Annotated in this window: 15 protein-coding genes and 1 tRNA gene; 7 read left to right on the forward strand and 9 right to left on the reverse strand. The window is 71.7% G+C overall.

Going from position 1 to position 16,581, the window contains the following annotated elements:
* Positions 1-91 precede the first annotated feature (91 nt).
* Together ACZ47G_RS31390 and ACZ47G_RS31395 are read right to left on the reverse strand one after the other, a co-directional pair.
* Positions 92-168, reverse strand: a tRNA-Met gene (locus tag ACZ47G_RS31390).
* A gap of 440 nt (positions 169-608) precedes the next feature.
* Complete coding sequence (locus ACZ47G_RS31395) at positions 609-2,189, reverse strand: NAD-dependent epimerase/dehydratase family protein (RefSeq protein WP_465748485.1); 1,581 nt, start codon at positions 2,187-2,189, stop codon at positions 609-611.
* Positions 2,190-2,535: 346 nt separating this feature from the next.
* On the opposite strand from ACZ47G_RS31395, the gene ACZ47G_RS31400 reads away from it, so the two are divergent.
* Genes ACZ47G_RS31400 through ACZ47G_RS31410 form a run of 3 tightly spaced genes read left to right on the forward strand, consistent with a single transcriptional unit; the run spans position 2,536 to position 5,152 of the window.
* Positions 2,536-3,618: an NAD-dependent epimerase/dehydratase family protein gene (locus ACZ47G_RS31400; RefSeq protein WP_465748487.1), complete on the forward strand. Its 1,083-nt coding sequence runs from the start codon at positions 2,536-2,538 to the stop codon at positions 3,616-3,618.
* A 59-nt stretch (positions 3,619-3,677) separates the two neighbouring features.
* Positions 3,678-4,172 (forward strand): NUDIX domain-containing protein, encoded by a 495-nt coding sequence (locus tag ACZ47G_RS31405; RefSeq protein ID WP_465748489.1) that lies wholly within the window; start codon positions 3,678-3,680, stop codon positions 4,170-4,172.
* A complete protein-coding gene (locus ACZ47G_RS31410; RefSeq protein ID WP_465748491.1) occupies positions 4,169-5,152 on the forward strand; it encodes a GHMP family kinase ATP-binding protein in 984 nt (327 codons plus the stop codon). Before ACZ47G_RS31405 ends, ACZ47G_RS31410 begins: the two co-directional genes overlap by 4 nt.
* A gap of 3 nt (positions 5,153-5,155) precedes the next feature.
* On the opposite strand, the gene ACZ47G_RS31415 is transcribed toward ACZ47G_RS31410, so the two are convergent.
* From ACZ47G_RS31415 to ACZ47G_RS31430, 4 genes are all read right to left on the reverse strand, one after another.
* Entirely contained in the window at positions 5,156-6,253 is a 1,098-nt protein-coding gene (locus tag ACZ47G_RS31415) for a radical SAM protein (protein WP_465748493.1), read from the reverse strand.
* A gap of 62 nt (positions 6,254-6,315) precedes the next feature.
* Complete coding sequence (locus tag ACZ47G_RS31420; RefSeq protein WP_465748495.1) at positions 6,316-7,140, reverse strand: carbohydrate ABC transporter permease; 825 nt, start codon at positions 7,138-7,140, stop codon at positions 6,316-6,318.
* A complete protein-coding gene (locus ACZ47G_RS31425) occupies positions 7,137-8,048 on the reverse strand; it encodes a carbohydrate ABC transporter permease (RefSeq protein ID WP_465748497.1) in 912 nt (303 codons plus the stop codon). The genes ACZ47G_RS31420 and ACZ47G_RS31425 overlap by 4 nt, the downstream gene beginning before the upstream one ends.
* The gene (locus ACZ47G_RS31430) at positions 8,038-9,330 is read right to left on the reverse strand and encodes an extracellular solute-binding protein (RefSeq protein WP_465748499.1); all 1,293 of its coding nucleotides are present in this window, start codon (positions 9,328-9,330) and stop codon (positions 8,038-8,040) included. The genes ACZ47G_RS31425 and ACZ47G_RS31430 overlap by 11 nt, the downstream gene beginning before the upstream one ends.
* 197 nt (positions 9,331-9,527) lie before the next feature.
* Here ACZ47G_RS31430 and ACZ47G_RS31435 point away from each other — a divergent pair, with 197 nt between their 5' ends.
* Positions 9,528-10,703, forward strand: coding sequence for a serine/threonine protein kinase (locus tag ACZ47G_RS31435; protein ID WP_465748501.1), 1,176 nt, complete (start codon positions 9,528-9,530; stop codon positions 10,701-10,703).
* A 10-nt stretch (positions 10,704-10,713) separates the two neighbouring features.
* Positions 10,714-11,511: an HAD family hydrolase gene (locus ACZ47G_RS31440; protein ID WP_465748503.1), complete on the forward strand. Its 798-nt coding sequence runs from the start codon at positions 10,714-10,716 to the stop codon at positions 11,509-11,511.
* Here the strand turns inward: ACZ47G_RS31440 and ACZ47G_RS31445 are convergent.
* Entirely contained in the window at positions 11,462-12,859 is a 1,398-nt protein-coding gene (locus ACZ47G_RS31445) for a N,N-dimethylformamidase beta subunit family domain-containing protein (RefSeq protein WP_465748505.1), read from the reverse strand. The two genes, ACZ47G_RS31440 and ACZ47G_RS31445, sit on opposite strands and share 50 nt — an antisense overlap.
* Positions 12,860-13,193: 334 nt before the next feature.
* Here ACZ47G_RS31445 and ACZ47G_RS31450 point away from each other — a divergent pair, with 334 nt between their 5' ends.
* Both ACZ47G_RS31450 and ACZ47G_RS31455 read left to right on the forward strand, forming a co-directional pair.
* A complete protein-coding gene (locus ACZ47G_RS31450; RefSeq protein ID WP_465748507.1) occupies positions 13,194-14,039 on the forward strand; it encodes a class I SAM-dependent methyltransferase in 846 nt (281 codons plus the stop codon).
* 52 nt (positions 14,040-14,091) lie between these two features.
* Positions 14,092-14,862 carry a GNAT family N-acetyltransferase gene (locus ACZ47G_RS31455; RefSeq protein WP_465748509.1) on the forward strand — a complete coding sequence of 257 codons (771 nt, stop codon included), beginning with the start codon at positions 14,092-14,094 and terminating at the stop codon, positions 14,860-14,862.
* Here the strand turns inward: ACZ47G_RS31455 and ACZ47G_RS31460 are convergent.
* Both ACZ47G_RS31460 and ACZ47G_RS31465 read right to left on the reverse strand, forming a co-directional pair.
* The gene (locus ACZ47G_RS31460) at positions 14,831-15,907 is read right to left on the reverse strand and encodes a hypothetical protein (RefSeq protein ID WP_465748511.1); all 1,077 of its coding nucleotides are present in this window, start codon (positions 15,905-15,907) and stop codon (positions 14,831-14,833) included. The genes ACZ47G_RS31455 and ACZ47G_RS31460 overlap by 32 nt on opposite strands.
* 145 nt (positions 15,908-16,052) lie before the next feature.
* A complete protein-coding gene (locus ACZ47G_RS31465; protein ID WP_465748513.1) occupies positions 16,053-16,403 on the reverse strand; it encodes a hypothetical protein in 351 nt (116 codons plus the stop codon).
* Positions 16,404-16,581: the final 178 nt, after the last annotated feature.

A 16,581-nucleotide genomic window follows, 5' to 3' on the forward strand; every position in this document is an offset into this window, starting at 1 on the left:
ACTCCCCCCCCCCCCCCCCCCCCCCCCCCCCCACCCCCCCCCACACCCCCCCCCCCCCCCGCCCCCCCCCCCCCCCCGGGCCCGGCCTTTGTGGTAGCGGGGACAGGATTTGAACCTGCGACCTCTGGGTTATGAGCCCAGCGAGCTACCGAGCTGCTCCACCCCGCGTCGATGAGGGAGACTGTACGCCATCCACGGCCACGACGAGAAATGCGTGCGGCCAGCGCCAGGCAACCCGCGACCGGCTCCTGATCCACGTCCACCCCAACTCGCTCTGGCCGCACCGCACGCGTGCGCGCAACCCGTGGCAACGGCACCCCGGCCGGCCTCCTCCACCGCCCCGCCAGGGCAACGCTCCCCGACCGGGCCTCTTGCCCAGCTCGACTGCCCGCTGGGGCAATCGAGTCTGACGAAACCCAACGATTCAGGTCACTAGTGCCGGACCCTGGCCACCTCGTGGCGCTGGCACCGTCCACGTCCTTGACGCACGGCAGGCGCGAGGCCTCTTCCTCGCTCCGCGGCGGCCGAACGGCCTGGTCCTGAGATTCCACCTGCTGCCGAGAGCGAGTTGCCAGGACGTACCCCGGAGCGTAGGACGGCGTGCGACGTCACATGGTGGTGAGCAGCGTTCCCTCGTACGCCAGCCATTGCGCGAAGGCGTGCAGTCCCTTCGCCGGGTCCGTCGCCGGTGTCCACGAGGGCGGGCGCGGGCCGTCCGCGAATCCGGACCGGGGGGCGGGGGGTTCGGTGGTCGACGACGAGGACCGGATCGGGACGGGGCGGACGGCCGCGTGCACGGTGTGGGCCAACTCGCCGAGAGTGGTCGGCTTGTCGCCCGCGACGGTGATGGCGCGGGCGCTCGGCCGGGTGCGGAGTACCGCGGCTACGGCATCGGCCAGATCATCCACGTACACGGGGAACACCTCGGTGTCCTGGTTCCCCTCCACGATCACCGGTTGACTGCGCAGGGCGTCCCACACCATGCGCCCGATGAGAGTGTCCCGGGAGCAGCCGGGTCCGTACACCTCGCCCACCGCCAGCGTGTACGGCTGCGGGACGTCAGGCAGATGGATCGTCAACTTCGGCTTCTCGGTGCCATTGTGCAGCTGCGTCAGATCGACGACGACGTCGGGCGCCTCGGCTCCGGTGAGGTCGGTCAGCCGCCGCGCGAGGTGCTCGCCGAGCGGTGTGGCCCCGCCGCGCAGGACGAGGCCACCGGGCCGCCGGGAACGGCGGGAGGCCGGCCGTTCGGCGGCCTCCCGTCCGGCGTTCACCGCTCGCCGTGCCACGGCCGCCAGGAGCTCGCGGCGTTCGGCGATCCGCTCCTCCGTGCTCGCGTTGCTGATGCCGCCGGGGCCGATCGTCGCGATCGCCTCCGCGAGTACCTCGGATCGGCTCGCGGTGTCGGCCGCGTCCGCGGCCAGGCCGCGGCGGGCGGCCTCGTGCCCCATGACGACGGCTGTGAGCCACGTCCCCCTGACGTCCGGCGCGACGCGCTCCGGCCCGGGCGGCAGGAGCAGGGAGCCGGGCAGGTCCAGGCCGCGCAGGTATTGGTCGCAGTCCAGGTGCAGCCAACGCTCGGGGCCGGGTCCGGCGACCCGTACCGCGCAGCGGGCGACGCCGTACTTGAAGAACGGCAGGACCTCCAGGCCGGTCAGCCGGTTCCCCTCGTCGGCGGGCAGGTCGTCGGGGAGGAAGCAGACCGAACGGCGTGGCCCTCGGAAGGCGTTGCCGGAGATCGAGCCGCGATCCCGGTGCTCGGCGAGGTTGGGTACGGAGACATAGCGGGGGACGCCGTTGTCCCGCAGGTAGCGGTGCATCAGGATGTCGTCGGGCCAGGCGCCGAGGCGTTCGCGGCCGTAGCCGACGAAGCCCTCGGCGACGGACCGGGGCAGCACGATCGCGACGCAGGGGAAGTACTCGTTGACCGCGCCGACCCAGCGGGCGCCCGCCATGGCGCCGAAGCGGACCGCCGCCCCGTTGCGGGAGTCCCACAGGGCGAACAGGGCCAGTGCCGCAGTGGGCATCGCGTCGACGGCAAGGCGGACTCGTTCGAAGAACGATTCGGACAGCAGCATGTCGTCCTGGACGACCAGTTGATGGGTTGCCCCGTCCGCCACGGCCTCCCAGGCGGCGAGAGCGGTGCGCAGCACCGAGGGCGTTCCGGTCGGGTCCGGGTCCATGACCACGCGAAGCGCACCTGGCGGTGCCGCCTGGGCCATCCGCTCAGCGGCGTGCCGGCGCTTTGGGTGGGTCATGACCACCCCACTGAGCTGATGGTACGTCATATTGACTTCTCTTCTCTCATGGGGCGTCAGTGAATTGGCGTTTCACCTGGAGCGGGTGACCGCTCCGGTGGCCGCCGGTTCCGGACAGTACGGATCGAGCCGGGGGCTGGCAAGAGTGCCGAATTCACTCTGGCGGAGCGGCTGGAGTGCCACGGATGCTGGCCTGGCACGCCACCTTCTGTGTGAAGCCTGTGGCGGTGTGTGAGCGCGCATTCGAGAGTTCGCCGTCTCCACGGGAGGGACACACATGTCCGCTGGATCGCACGCGCCATCGAATGGAGCGGGGAACGACGGGGGAGAGACCGTCGAGTCCCGGCTGGAGAAACTGCGCGACGCCCGCATCGTCGTGACGGGCGGCGGAGGGCTTGTGGGCAGTCGGCTCACCGCCCTGCTGCGCGGGGTGGGTGCGGATGTGGCCGTCCTGGACCGGATGGACGCCTACCCCGAGTCCACCCACGAGATCTTCGGGGTGGAGGGGACCGGGGCCAGGGTCGTGGTCGGCGACGTGTGCGACCGCGACGTCGTCGCCGGGCTGTTCCGGGACGCCGACTTCGTGGTCCACGCCGCCGCCTACGCGGACGTGGCCGCCTGCACCCGGAACCCCGACGTCGCGTTCCGAGCCAATGTGCAGGGCACCCAGATCGTCCTGGAGGAGGCGGCACGGGCGAGGATTCGCCGCCTGGTACTGGTCTCGTCCGCGTCCGTGTACGGCGACGGCCCGGCCGGCTCGCCCGGTCCGCACGTGTTCCACGAGGACCAGGCGCTGTTCCCGCTGTCGGTGTACGCGAACGGCAAGCTGTGGGCGGAGCACCAGACCCGGCTGATGCTCGGGGCGCCCTCCGGGTGCGAGTACGCGATCGTCCGGTACTTCTCGGTGTACGGGGAGCCGCAGGTGCCGAAGCCGGGCAGCCATTCCTGGATGGTGCCCTGGCTCTCCCTCCAGGCCCGGTTCGGCCGTCCGATGCGGCTGAACGGCGGCGGCGTCCAGGTGCGCGACCTGGTCCACGTCGAGGACGTGGCCGAGGCGACGGCGCTCGCGCTCGTCGAGGAGGGGGTGGCGGACCGGACGGTGAACGTGGGCACGGGCCGCCCGACGTCCGTCCGGGAGGTCGCGGACCTGCTCACTCCCTACTTCCCGGGGGCGAGCCGGATCGTCACCCCGCGCCCCGACGGCGATCCGCTCGGGGGGTACGCCTCCACGGAGCGCTGCCGGGAGTTGCTGCGCTGGCGGGCCCGGATCGGGGTGGCACAGGGCGTGGACCGGTACGTGCGGTGGCTGGAAGCGACGCCGGAGGCTGTGCCGCGCTGGCTGGCGGAGGAGGGCGCGTGACAGCCTGTCGCCCCGTGGCCGTCCGTCGTGGGGCGGATGGCGGAGGAGGCGGTGCGGGTATGGGCTACGTCGGGTCGTACGTCTGGTCGCTGCGTCAGAAGTTGGGCGGCATGCGGCTGTTGGTGCCGGGTGCCCAGGTCCTGCTGATCGACGGGGCCGGCCGGGGGCTGTTCCAGCAGCGGGTCGACACGGGCGTCTGGGAGCTGCCCGCGGGCGCCTGCGAGGAGGACGGGGGGTTCGCCGACGCGGCCGTCCGGGAGGTCGCGGAGGAGACCGGGCTGCGAGTGGAGAAGGAGGACCTGGTCGCGTTCGGGTCGATCTCCGAACCGGCTCTGCACACCCTGACCTACCCGAACGGGGACGTGAACCACTGCTTCGCGCTCTGCTTCGTGGCCCGCCGTTGGTCGGGGGAGCTGGTCCCCGGGGCGGACGAGGTGCGCCGGGCGGAGTTCCGGGCGCTGGACGACCCGCCGGGTCCGCTGCACCCGCCCACCCGGCTCGCGCTGGCGATGCATCAGGCGTTCCTCGTCGACGGGAGGTTCCAGGCCAGGTGAGCGAGGAGCATGCGATCCGCGCCGCGGTGCCGTGCCGGGCGTGCTTGTCAGGGGAGGACCTGGACTGGCTGGGCGGGGGCCGCTCGGTCAGCCTGGCCCTCGACCTGCCGACCACGGTCGAGGTGGTGCTCGGCGGAACGGCCGGCCCAGGGGAGCCGGGCGACTGGCCGGCCGAGGTGTGGGCGTTCCTGCGCGCCCGGCTCCCCGGGCTGTCCGCCGCCCCGCCGGCGGTCCGGGTACGCAGCGAGGCGCCCGCCGCGAGCGGGCTGTCCTCGTCCACGGCGCTGATCGTGGCGCTGTTCCGGGCGTTCGCCGAGGCCGGGGCACCGGCGGGCGGGCGGGTTCCGGACCGATCGATCGTCCAGTGGGCGTACGAATTCGAGTTCGCCCGGTTCAACGGCGGCGGGATGGACCACCTCGCCGTCGCCGAGGGCGGCGCGCTGTTGCTCGACGGCCGGGAGTGCGGCCTGCCGGTCGTCCGGGAGCGGCTGGAGTTCCCGGACGACTGGCGGGTGGTCGTGGTGGATTCCGGCACCCGGAAGAACACCGGCGACCACATCCGCACGGTGCGGGCGCAGCTCGCCGCCGGTGACCCCGCCCTCGCGGCGTACCGGGCCGCGGCCGACCGGGCGTCGGCCGACGCGTGGGCGGCGCTGCGCGGGCGCGACCACGAGGCGCTGGGGGCCGCGATGGCCCGGGCACACGGGGCGATGCGGGACCACCAGGGGATGTCGACCCCGCTCCTGGAGGAGCTGCGGTCGCTGGCGCTGCGCGCCGCCGGCCTGTCGTTGAAGCTCAGCGGGGCGGGCGGAGGCGGTTCGCTGGTGGGGGTGTGCCGCGCGGCCGAGGCGCCCGGGGTGGTGGAGCGCCTGGCGGGGGCGTTGCGCGGCCGGTACCCCGGGGCGCGCGTGATCCCCGCCCGGGCGGCCTCGGGGAAACGGAACCGCCGGGCGGGGGTCGGGGTGGACGTCAGGGCGTGAGGATCACAGGAACGGGTCGTAGTCCCCGGAGAGGGGGACTGCGCCCGTTCCCTCCGCTATCCGCTCCATTTCCAGGTTGGACCGGTGCCGCGCGCAGTGGAACCGGCAGTCCCGGCTCGGGTCGACGATTCCGCGGTCCGAGTCCTGCCAGATGTCGCTCAGGCTGTCGGTGACGGCGTCGCCGATCCGGGCGAGCGGGTTGCCCCGGTGGTAGGCGCAGACGTACACACCGGACGGGGTGATCAGGGTGCGCAGCTCCGCCACCCGGCAGCGGTGGTACTCCTTGGGCTGGACGGGGCCGGTGTGGCGGCGCAGCGAGGTGAGCGTGGAGGAGTTGACGAGCTGGAAGGTGTCGCTCTGCAGCCGCGCCGCCTCGGCGAGCTGGCGGTCGACCGAGTCGAGGATGTCCTGGGACACCTGGATGACGTGGTGGTCGTCGTCGAACATGGCCTTGGTCTCGAAGTAGTCGCAGCCGATGTCGTGGGCGAGTTCGGCGGCCCGCAGCACCTCGGTGTGGTTGCTGACGACCCGGCCGTCCGGCTCCTGGCGTGTCATCACGAGGAAGGAGTAGCCGAGGGCGCCCGTCTTGGCCGCGGCGAGCAGCCGCATGTTCGCGACGACCTTGTCGAAGACGCTGCGGCCCTTGCGGTCGGGGCGGAACAGTCCGTACGTCCCGGGGGTGCCGGCGTCCATCGAGACGCGGACCCAGGTGGCGTACCGGGCGAGTTCGTCGAGGTTCTTGTCGATCATGGTGCCGTTGGTGACGACCCCGACGGCCAGGCCGGCCTCGCCGAGGATGCGTAGCACCCGGCGGGTACCCCGGTGGGCGAGCGGCTCGCCGCCGCCGATCAGCACCACGGCCCGCACGGACAGGTCGACGAGCTCCTCGGCGAGTGCGGCCAGCCGTTCGGGGGTGAAACGGCCCTGGTTGAGCAGCTTTCCACTGATGCACTCGGGGCAGGCCAGGTCGCAGAAGGTGGTCGGATCGAGGTCTACGACGAGTGGCGCCTTGGATGGTTCTCCCGATGCGGCCTGCAGCACGCGGGGCCAGCCGGAGGGCTGGTACAGCTTGGACACGAGATCGAGGCGGTCGTGCGTCACGTAATCCTCCTGTGGACGTGAACGGGGTGCCACCGTGCGGGCCGGTCCTTCTGCGTTCGCGGTCAGCCCTTGACCGCGCCGACGGCGAGGCCGGCGGCGATCCTGCGCTGGACGACGAGGAAGAAGACCACGACGGGCAGGGCGGTCAGCGTGGCACCCGCCATGAGACCGCCGTAGTCGGTCCCGAAGCTGGTCTGGAAGGAGACCAGCCAGATGCTGACGGTCTGTTTCTTCGGGCTCGACAGCAGGACGTAGACGAGGACGTACTCGTTCCACGCCTGGACGAGGGCGAAGACGGAGGTGGCCACGATGCCGGGTGCCAGCAGCGGGAGCACCACCCGGCGAAAGGCGCCGAGGCGGCCGCAGCCGTCCACCAGGGCCGCCTCCTCCAGTTCCACGGGGACCCCGGCGATGAAGCCGCGCAGCATCCACACCGTGAACGGCAGGGTGAAGACCAGGTAGGTGAGGATCACGCCGGTGAGGCTGTCGGTCATCCCGACGTCGTTCAGCAGCAGGTACACCGGGATGATCAGGGCCGTCAGCGGGACCATCTGGACGATGAGGATCACCACGACGAAGGCCCGGCGGCCCGCGAAGCGGAAGCGGGCGAGGGCGAAGGCGGCGAGGGTGCCGACGACCAGCGACACCAGCACGGTGCCGAGGCCGATGGCCACACTCGAACGGACGTTGGCCCAGAAGGTCTCGGTGCCCAGCGCCCGGGCGAAGTTGTCGAGCGTGGGCCGGCCCGGCCAGAACTTCGGCGGCAGGCTCAGGATCTCGCTGGCCGGCCGGAACGCGGTCAGCACCATCCAGTAGACGGGGAAGCCGATCGCGGCGGCGACGATCAGCCCGAGCAGGTCGTAGCCCAGCGACCGCCGTCGCCTCATTCGATCTCTCCCGTCCTGAGCATCTGACGCAGGTACACGACCGAACCGGCGAGCAGCAGGACGACGGTCACCACCGCGATCGCGGCCCCGACGCTGTACCGGTTGACGGCGAACGACTCGATGAAGGAGTAGACGCCCAGCAGGTAGTACTCCCGCTCCGGCTGGCCGCCGCGCATCAGCCAGATCTGGTTGAAGACGCCGAAGTCCCAGATCGCCATCAGCGTGGTGACCATGAGCAGGACCGGTCTGATCACGGGGACGGTGACGTGCCGGAAGACCTGGACCGGACGGGCACCGTCGAGCACCGCGGACTCTTCCAACTCGGGCGGGACCTGCGCCAGCGCGGCCCGCAGGGTGATCGCGGCGAACGGCAGCGAGCCCCACACCACGACCGCGACGATGACGGCGAACCCCTCCCAGGGGTTGGTGAACCAGTTGTGCCGGGCCAGGTCGACCCCCGGCAGGCGGGAGAGCAGCCAGTTCACCACGCCGTAGTCGGCGTCGAAGAGCCAGCGGAAGATCGACCCGGCGACCATGACCGGCATCGCCCACACCGTGACCAGCACCCCGGCGATGACGGCGCGCACCCATGGGGAGACCCGGTGCATCAGCAGCGCCGTCACCATCCCGCAGAAGACGGTGAGGGCGACGCACACCGCGGTGAAGAGCACCGTACGGGCGACCACCGTCCAGAAGAACCCGTCGCCGAGGATCCGCCGGAACTGGGCGAGTCCGGCCCACGGCGGCGACGCGCCGCTGAACAACTGCTCGCGGGTCATGTCCTGGAAGGAGAGGACGACCATGTCCACGAGCGGGTAGCCCAGTACGAGGGCGAGCGCGAGGACGGTCGGCCCGATCAGCAGGTACGGCAGCAGCGGACGGCGCCGCCGGACCCGGTCAGCGCTCATTGATCACTTCGTCGATCCGCTGGTCCGCCTCGCGCGCGGCGTCCTGGACCGACGCCTTCCCGTTGGCGATCCGTTCGAGCATCTCGGGCAGGACGTTGGACTTCTCCACCGACGTCCAGCCGGGCGCGAAGGGGGTCATCCAGCCCCCGGTCGCCGCAGCCTGGGCGGCCGGGCCGTTGATGCCCCCGGCGGCGACCTCGGCCAGCTGGGCGGTGTTGTTGGGCAGGGTGTTCGCGGCGATCAGCGTCTTCTGCGACTCCCGGTCGGTGAACATCCTGATCCAGTCGGATGCCAGATCCTTGCGCGTCGACTTGGCCGGAACCGCCAGGGTGGAACCGCCGAGGAACGGCGGCAGGAGCTTGCCGGACGGGCCGGGGAAGGGGAAGGTGGCGAACTTGTCCTTCAGCTTCGGATCTCCACCGGAGCGTTCGTCGGCGGCGGCGTCGGCCTCCCAGGTGTTGCCGTAGAAGACGCCCACCCGGCCCTGGCCGACGACGGCCGGCTGGTCGCCGTTGTCCTTGGCCCGGTCGCCGACGTAGTAGGCGTCGATCAGCCGTTTCCACTCGGTCAGCCCGGCAACGGATTTCGGCGAGGAGAGTGCGCCCTTCCACTGGTTGCCGTCCTTCACGGCGATCTCGCCGCCCGCGTCCTTCACCCACGCCATGGCGGCGTACCAGTAGCGGCCGGGCATGTAGAGGGCGGAGAAGTTCGGGTCGTCGGCGCCGAGGGTGTTCTTCAGCTTGTCGAGCGCGGACATGAGTTCGGGGTAGGTCCTGGGAGCACCGGTGACCCCGGCCCGGGTGAAGTAGTCGGTCCGGTAGACGCCGACCCGCGCCCCGACGTAGTAGGGCACGCAGTACGTTCTCCCGTCGTTGCGGCACGCGTCGGCGAGCGCCGGCAGCCAAGCGTCCGACTGGTCGAAGCGGGCCGGGTCGAGCGGGGCGAAGGCGCCGTTGACGATGTAGTTGGTGGTCTCGCTGTTGCCCATCTCCACCACGTCGGGCACGGTCTTCCCTGCGAGGACGGCGTCCAGCTTCTGGTTCTTCGTCGTCCACTGCTGGTACTGGACGTCGACCCGGACCCCGGGGTGGGCCTTGGCGAACCGGTCGTTGGTGGCCTGGACCAATTGCGGCCAGCTCTCCTGGGCGTCCACGGCCAGCCACACCGTCAGCTTGCCGCCGGCCCCGGAGCCGTCGCCCCCCGAGCCCGAGCCGCACCCGGCCGCGGCCAATGACACGAGCAACGCCAGGACGACGGGCCGACAGGACATGCGAAGGGCCATGGATTTCCTCCATCTGGGCTTCGTCGACGGTCTTCTGACTACCCGTCTGATCCCTGATCTTCGCCGGGACACGGACATTCGGCCGGAAGATGACGTTGGCTGTCCCGCAGAGGGCGCAACGCCTTGACGCCTCCAGGGTGGCACCCGCAGGTTGGGCCTCTGCGTCACCCACACGACCCCGATCGAAGGGCTTGTACGTGACCGAGCAGAAGACGACCGCGCCCGATGCGACCCCCGAGGCGACCGCACGGCCGGTACGGGTCAATTCCTGGAACGGCTGGGACCCACTGCGACATGTGATCGTCGGCCGGGCCGAGGGCACCGTGGTCCAGGCGCCCGAACACGCGGTCCGCCGGGACTACCCCGACGACGGCTTCCCCCTGGGCACCTACGGCCCCATGCCGGCCGACATGGTCGCCGAGGCCGAAGAACAGCTCGACGACTTCGCCGAACTGCTGCGCCGCCGCGGCATCCGCGTCGATCGCCCCACCCCCGTCGATTTCACCCAGCCGGTCAGCACCCCCGAATGGACCCACGACTCCATGTTCGGCTGCATGCCGCCCCGGGACCTGCTGCTGACCGTCGGCAACGAAGTCCTGGAAGCGACCATGTCCTACCGCAGCCGCTGGCACGAGTACCTGTGCTACCGGCCCGTCCTGCAAGGCCTGTTCGAAGCCGACGAGCACATGCGCTGGGAGGCCGCCCCGAAGCCTCGGCTCACCGACGCCTCGTACCACACCGGGTTCTGGGACACCTACAACGAACTGCCGACCGAGGAGCAACTGGCCCGGGTCCGCGACTACGACCTGGTGCTGACCGAAGCGGAGCCCCTGTTCGACGCCGCCGACGTGGCCCGCTTCGGCAAGGACCTGTTCGTTCAGCTCTCGTTCGTCACCAACCGGAGCGGCTACCGGTGGCTGAAGCGCCACTTCCCCGACCACCGGGTGCACGCGGTCACCTCCACCAACACCCACCCGCTGCACATCGACGCCACCTGGGTGCCGCTGCGCCCCGGCCTGGTGCTGCACTGCGGAGAGCGGCTCGCGGACGCCGAGCTGATGGAGTTCTACCGGCTCAACGACTGGGAGATCGTCGAGGCGGTGCAGCCCGCGAGCTGGGACCACCCGCCGAAACTGTCGTTCTCCAGTCCGTGGCTCGCCGGGAACATGCTGAACCTCGACGAGAACACCCTGTGCATCGAGGAGAAGGAGGTCCGGCTGGCCGAGCAGCTGTCGTCGTACGGCTTCGAGATCGTCCCGGTGCCCTTCCGGGCGGTGGGGCCGTTCGGCGGCGGGCTGCACTGCGCGACCGTCGACATCGAGCGGGAGGGCACTCTTCAGGACTACTTCCCGCGCCGGTACGGCCGGTACTGAGGACGTGCCGGTGGGGGACGGGCCGGTGGTGGACGGGCCGGTGGTGGACGTGCTGCCGGTGCTGCCGTCGGAGGTCCGGGCCGTCGTCTTCGACTTCTACGGGACGCTGGTGCGGATGGTCGAGCCGCTGCCGCCCGATCATCGAGCGATCTTCGAACGCCGGGGCCTCGCAGACCAGGGCACCCGCTGGGGTGACCAGTGGGCGGTGGGTCCCGGCGAGGGCGAGGAGCACGCGGTGCACTCGGCCGGTGAAATCGCCTACACGGGCTGGGAACTGGGCCGGTTGCGCCGGCGGGCGCGCGCCTGCGGGGTGCCGGAGGACGCGTTGGACGGCCTGGTCGAGGAGATCGACCGGGCCATGAAAGCCGTCCACCTGGAGCTCTTCGAGGACGCCCTTCCGGTCCTCGGGGAGCTCCGGGCCGCCGGGCTGCTCGTCGGGGTGTGCTCCAACTGGTTCTGGAACCTGCCGGACTGCCTCGGCGCGGTCGGCCTCGGCGCGGCGGTCGACGTCGTGGTCGGCTCGGCGCGAGCGGGGGCGCGCAAGCCGCACCCGCTGATCTACCGGGTCCTCCTGGAAAGCTGCGGTCTGCGGCCGGGGGAGGTGCTGTTCGTCGGTGACATGTGGGAGCCCGACGTGCTCGGCCCGCTCGCCGCCGGGATGCGGTCCGTCCACCTGTGCCGGCCGAACCCTGCGGTGCGCGGACCCGAGCCGCCCCTGCCGGCAGGCGCGGCCCGGATCCGCGGACTGCGGGAACTGCTCAGGGGCGCGCGGCGCGGTGCCGCAGCCGGTCCAGCAGATTGCGGGTGACCCGCTCGACGGCGGCGTCCTGTTCGCGCCCGCAGACGACGGGCCAGTCGGTGGTGCCGGCGGTGAACACGGTGCCGCCGGCGGTGTGGATGCCCATGGTGGCGGCTCGAGGGCCGGTCCGGCCCGGCTCGCGGGCCGGGCCGTTCCAGTGGCCCCACTTGAAGTCGTGGAAGTCCTCGTGGACCGGTTCGAGGACGTGGATGCCGAGAATGAGGAAGGAGGCCGGCGTGCCGTCCTCACCGGTCGCGTGGGCGATGCCGTGGGCGTCCCGGGTGTAGGCCGCGCCATCGCACTCGTACCCGATGAGCGGGGTGCCCGCGCCGAGCCGGTCGGGCTCCCCGCCACCGGAGCCGTCGCGCAGCCCGGTGCCGGCGAAGACCCAGTGGTCGGCGTGCTGCACCGTGTACCCGTCGCGCGGACGGTCCCCGGGCCATTCGGTGCTCGCCCACATTCCGCCGTTGCGGAAACTCACCCCGGTGAGGGAGTTCTCGGGGCGGCCCACACCGTCGGGCGGCGCGGGCCACCACTGGTCGGTCGCGGGCCGGTGCGGATAGTCGTCCCCCACGTGGTGGTCGGTGTCGGAGACGAAGGCGGTGTTCCCATCGGTCGGATGGATGCGCCACCAGCACGTGTTGGCGCTGAGGAAGGCGATGTTCCCGCCGTTCCGGACGAATCGCTCGGCCTGGGTGCGCATCGCGTCGCTCCAGTATTCGTCATGGCCGACGCTGAGCAGCAGATCGTAGGAGGACAGCAACTCCGGATCCTCGTGCAGATCGAGATCCGTGCAGAATTCGACGGGGTAGTCGTTGCGCTCCAGCCAGGCGATGAACGGCGCGTCCCAGTAAGCAAGATCGATGACCCCGCCGGGGCGGTGCAGGCTGACCTTGTGCCCGTGCGGGGTGGCGTCGGTGGCGGACAGGTACACCGGGTGGTCGTAGAGACTGACGGCGCGCTCCTCGCCCGGGCGGTCGGAGCGGTTGTAGGCGTGCCGGGTGAAAGTCGACTTCTTGTAGAGGATGCGGGAGCGACTGCCGGCCCGCCGCGGCCGTACCACGAAGAACTCGCGGGCGGGCCCCTCGATGCCGGCGGCGTCGAGGAGCGGCGGGTCGCCGGCGCCCTCCTCGATGAACTGAACGAGGTGCATCCCGGGAGTCCAGGCCTCGGGAACCGGCAGGGCGAGCGCCGGCCAGTTCCAGTCGTGGGCGGGCGAGGCCCGTCCGGGAACGCCGTCCGGGTGCGGGGGCGGCAGGTGGAGTGCCCCGGGGTACCACCCGGTCTCGGCGACCAGGACCGGGCTGCTGCCCAGCCGGTAGAACCTCAATCGGAATCCGGCAGCGTCGGTGGACACGTGAAAAGTCATTCTTCCGCCGACGAGGACGCTTTCCCCGCCGAGATATCCTTCTATCACTCCGCCTCCCCAGTGGGACAATCGATCGGCGCGAATGCATTCGACGCCGGCAGGTCCGGCCTGTTCGACGTGTTCGACGCGTTCGGCTGGTCATGCTAGGTGTCCCTGGAATGCCGGGCAACGGCGCCGTGAACCGGACAATTCAAGGCGGCCTTTCGGACAGCATTCCGGGGGGCCGAGTCCGCTCCCACCCGGCGGGTAACACCAGAATGCGGCCGGGCCGGCCCGGCCACCGTGAAATCCCGCCACACCCGACTATTGACAAGGGGCTCACATGAGCGGCGAATTCCGCGTACGGGAACTGGTCCTGGGAATCGAGGGCCTGGCACTTCTGCGCCACGCCCTGGACGGGGACGAGAAGTTCCTCCAGGAACGCGTCGAGGACATCCGGCGCTTCGCGGCGGGCGAGGGACTGCTGCCGGACGGCGGTGCCGACGTCAGCGAACTCGACGCCGCCGAGGGCTACGCCTCCTGGTCGGCGCTGTACGACTCGCTGCCCAGCTCGTACATCGAGGTCGAGGAACCCGAGGTGCACGCGATCCTCGACACCCTGCCCGCCGGCACCGCCCTCGACGCCGCCTGCGGTACCGGCCGCCAGACGCGCGCCCTGGCCTCCCGCGGGCACCGGACCATCGGGGTGGACCAGTCGCCCGAGATGCTGGCCCGGGCCCGCGAACACGCCCCGCAGGCCGAGTTCCGGGTCGGCAACCTGGAACGCCTCCCCCTCGACGATGACTCGGTCGACCTGGCCGTCTGCTCCCTGGCCATGACCCACCTCCCGGATCTTGCGGCGGCCGTGTCCGAACTGGCCCGGGTGGTCCGCCCCGGCGGGCGGATCATCGTCTCGGACATGCACCCGTTCACCATCGCTCTCCAGGGGCAGTGCCTCTTCGTGCACGGCCCCGACCGGCTGGCCTTCGTCCGCAACCACGTGCACCTGCCGGGCCGGTACCTGGAGGCGTTCACCGGGGCCGGGCTGCGCGTGCGGGCCTGCCATGAACCGCTCTTCAACGGGCGCCTGGCGCCTGGAGGTTACGAGGAGTTCATCTCGGAGGCGGCGCGGGCGGCCTGGGACGGGCTGCCGATCGTCATCGTCTGGGACGTCGAGGTGCCCGCGTAGATCCGTTCGTCCGCCGGCGAGCGGCGGCGAGGAGGAGAGGAAGGGAGGCCCGATGGCCCTGGTGGTGGTGACCCATGCGGAACGCCCCGAGCTGTGGGACCGCATGCCCGAGCGGTTCGCCGGCGTCGTGCCGGAGTACAACCTGCACGGCGACGTCAACGACAGCTACTGGAACCGCCTGTTCGAGGAGTTCCCCGAGTACCAGTTCGTCCTGTACGACGAGGAGCGCGAGCTGGTCGCGGGCGCCGGGCGCTCGCTGCCGCGCAGCTGGGACGGCACGGCCGCGGACCTCGGCACCGGCCTGGACGACTCCATCGCCCGGGCGTTCGCCGACCGCGCGGCGGGGCATCCGTCCAGAGCGCTGTGCGCGCTGGGCATCGAGGTGGCGGAGGACTACCAGCGCCGGGGCCTCTCCACCGTGCTCCTCGACGGAATGCGCCGACTGGCGTGGCGGGCCGGCCTGGCGACGGTGCTGGTGCCGGTACGGCCCACGTGGAAGGACCGCTACCCGCTGGTGCCGATCGAACGGTACGCGGCCTGGACGGGCCCGGACGGGGCCCCGCTCGACCCGTGGATCCGCACCCAGGTCGGCGCCGGCGGCACGATCGCCGGCGCCTCCGAGTATTCGTCACGGATCACCGGGACGGTCGCCGAATGGGAGAGCTGGACCGGCCTCGCGTTCCCGGAGGACGGCGACTACGTCTTCCCCGGCGGCCTCTCCCCGCTGCGCGTCGAGCACGCGCGGGACCTCGGCTCCTACTGGGAACCCGGGGTGTGGATCACCCATCCGGTCACGCCGGACGGAGCCGCTCACCCGCACTGACGGCCGTCCACGCGAACCCGGACATCAGCCGCACCTCCTCCGGCCCCGCCTCCGGGCGGCGCTCGGGCGGCAGGCCGGCGGGGCCGGCCGTGGCCACCGCCGCCTCCCTCATCCGGACGACGGCGGCCGGCGGGACCTCACCGGGCCCGCCGCCCAGCCGGCGGGCGGCCTCGGCCGCCTGCCGACCGAGGAGCAGACAGTGGATCCACAACTCCTCGGCGAAGTCCCGGCCGAAGAGACGCGCCACCTCCGACGCCAGGTCCTCCGGCATGCCGTCCGCCACCGCGACCTGCACGGCCCGCTCGGTGAGGCCGATCGCCGGCAGGGCCTCGCGCCAGGGCCGGTGACTCCGGCCACCGTCCGGACCGTGCTCCTGGCCGACGACCCGCAGGTAGCCCTCGCCGTACCGCATGTACGGAATGCACCCCGGCTCCTCCAGGACCCTGCCCCGCTCCAGCAGCGGCCCGGCGTCGGAGGCGTCCATCGGGCAAACGGCGAGCCGGATGCCCTGGGTGGCGTGGCCGTTGATGCTGCTGGTGCCGATGTGCTCCACCACGTTGGGTACGGCGAGCAGACCCATCCGGCCGCCACGGGCCCGGAAGAAGACGGAGAAGAGCTCGTCGTCGTGACGCTCCGCGCTGCCGGCGGCGAACCTCCGGAAGTCCTCCGCCGCATCGAAGGGCAGACAGACGGCCAGGGACGGCGTGAACTCGTCGGGCACGGCCCGGACCCAGGCGGCGCCCGCGACCGCGGCGAGCCGGGCGGCGCCGCCGTTGCGGGCGTGCCAGTTGGTGTAGAACACGAGCGCCTCGTCGGGGAACCGGGCGGCTGCCCGGCCGACGAGCGCGACCAGGCTGTCCGGTCCGGACACGTCGTCCTGGACGACGAGATGATGACTCTTCCGGGAGTCCGCCGCCGCCCAGGCGACCAGCGCCGTCCGCAAGGCCGACGGTGCCTCGTCCGGCGCGGGATCCAGCGCCAGACCGTCCAGCCGGAGCCGCTCGGCCAGTTCGCGGGCCTGGGTCAGCCGCACGGGGTGGGTCATGACCGCCGAACTCACACGCACCGGCTGCACGGTAGGCCTCCCTCGATCCGGAGCACTGGGGTCTCGCGCCATGGTCGCAGAAGCCGCCTGCGGCGGGTACGGCCGCCGCTTGACGTTGGCCGGTTTCCGCAGGGCAGGGCCGGCGTCAGCGACGGGCCCTCCAATGCGACTGCGCGCGCGGATCGGTGTCCGGCGGGGAACCGCCGGCGGGCCGGCCACCCGGGCCGCGATGCCCGTCCACCGGTGCCTCGGACCCCCGTCGCCCGGGCATGAGCAAGGCGACGAGCGTCAGCCAGCACAACGCGGCGAACCCGGCCACGCAGAGGGTGAGCGCGAGCGGCAACCGTCCGTCGATGTGCACGACCACCACCACACCTGCGCTGAGCGCGGCATAAGCCGCGATGATCAGAAAGCGCCCCGCTCCACGCATCACGGCCCCCTTCGCATCGACCGGCCGCGCGGCAGCGGGCCCCGTTGTCGGAACAGTGAACGGCACACTCGCGGGTGATGTGACGACGCATTCAGGACAGATTGATACGAGGCGAGGAGGATCGGCCCCGTCATCCGCGGCAACTGACGGCAGGTGACTGCTCGTCGCCCTCGGCCCGACCGGCTGGTCCAGGTCCTGGCCCCGGACTCGAACTGCTGCTGTCCGCCGCCTACATCCAGGGCGC

The organism is Kitasatospora sp. NPDC030952, from assembly GCF_055571335.1.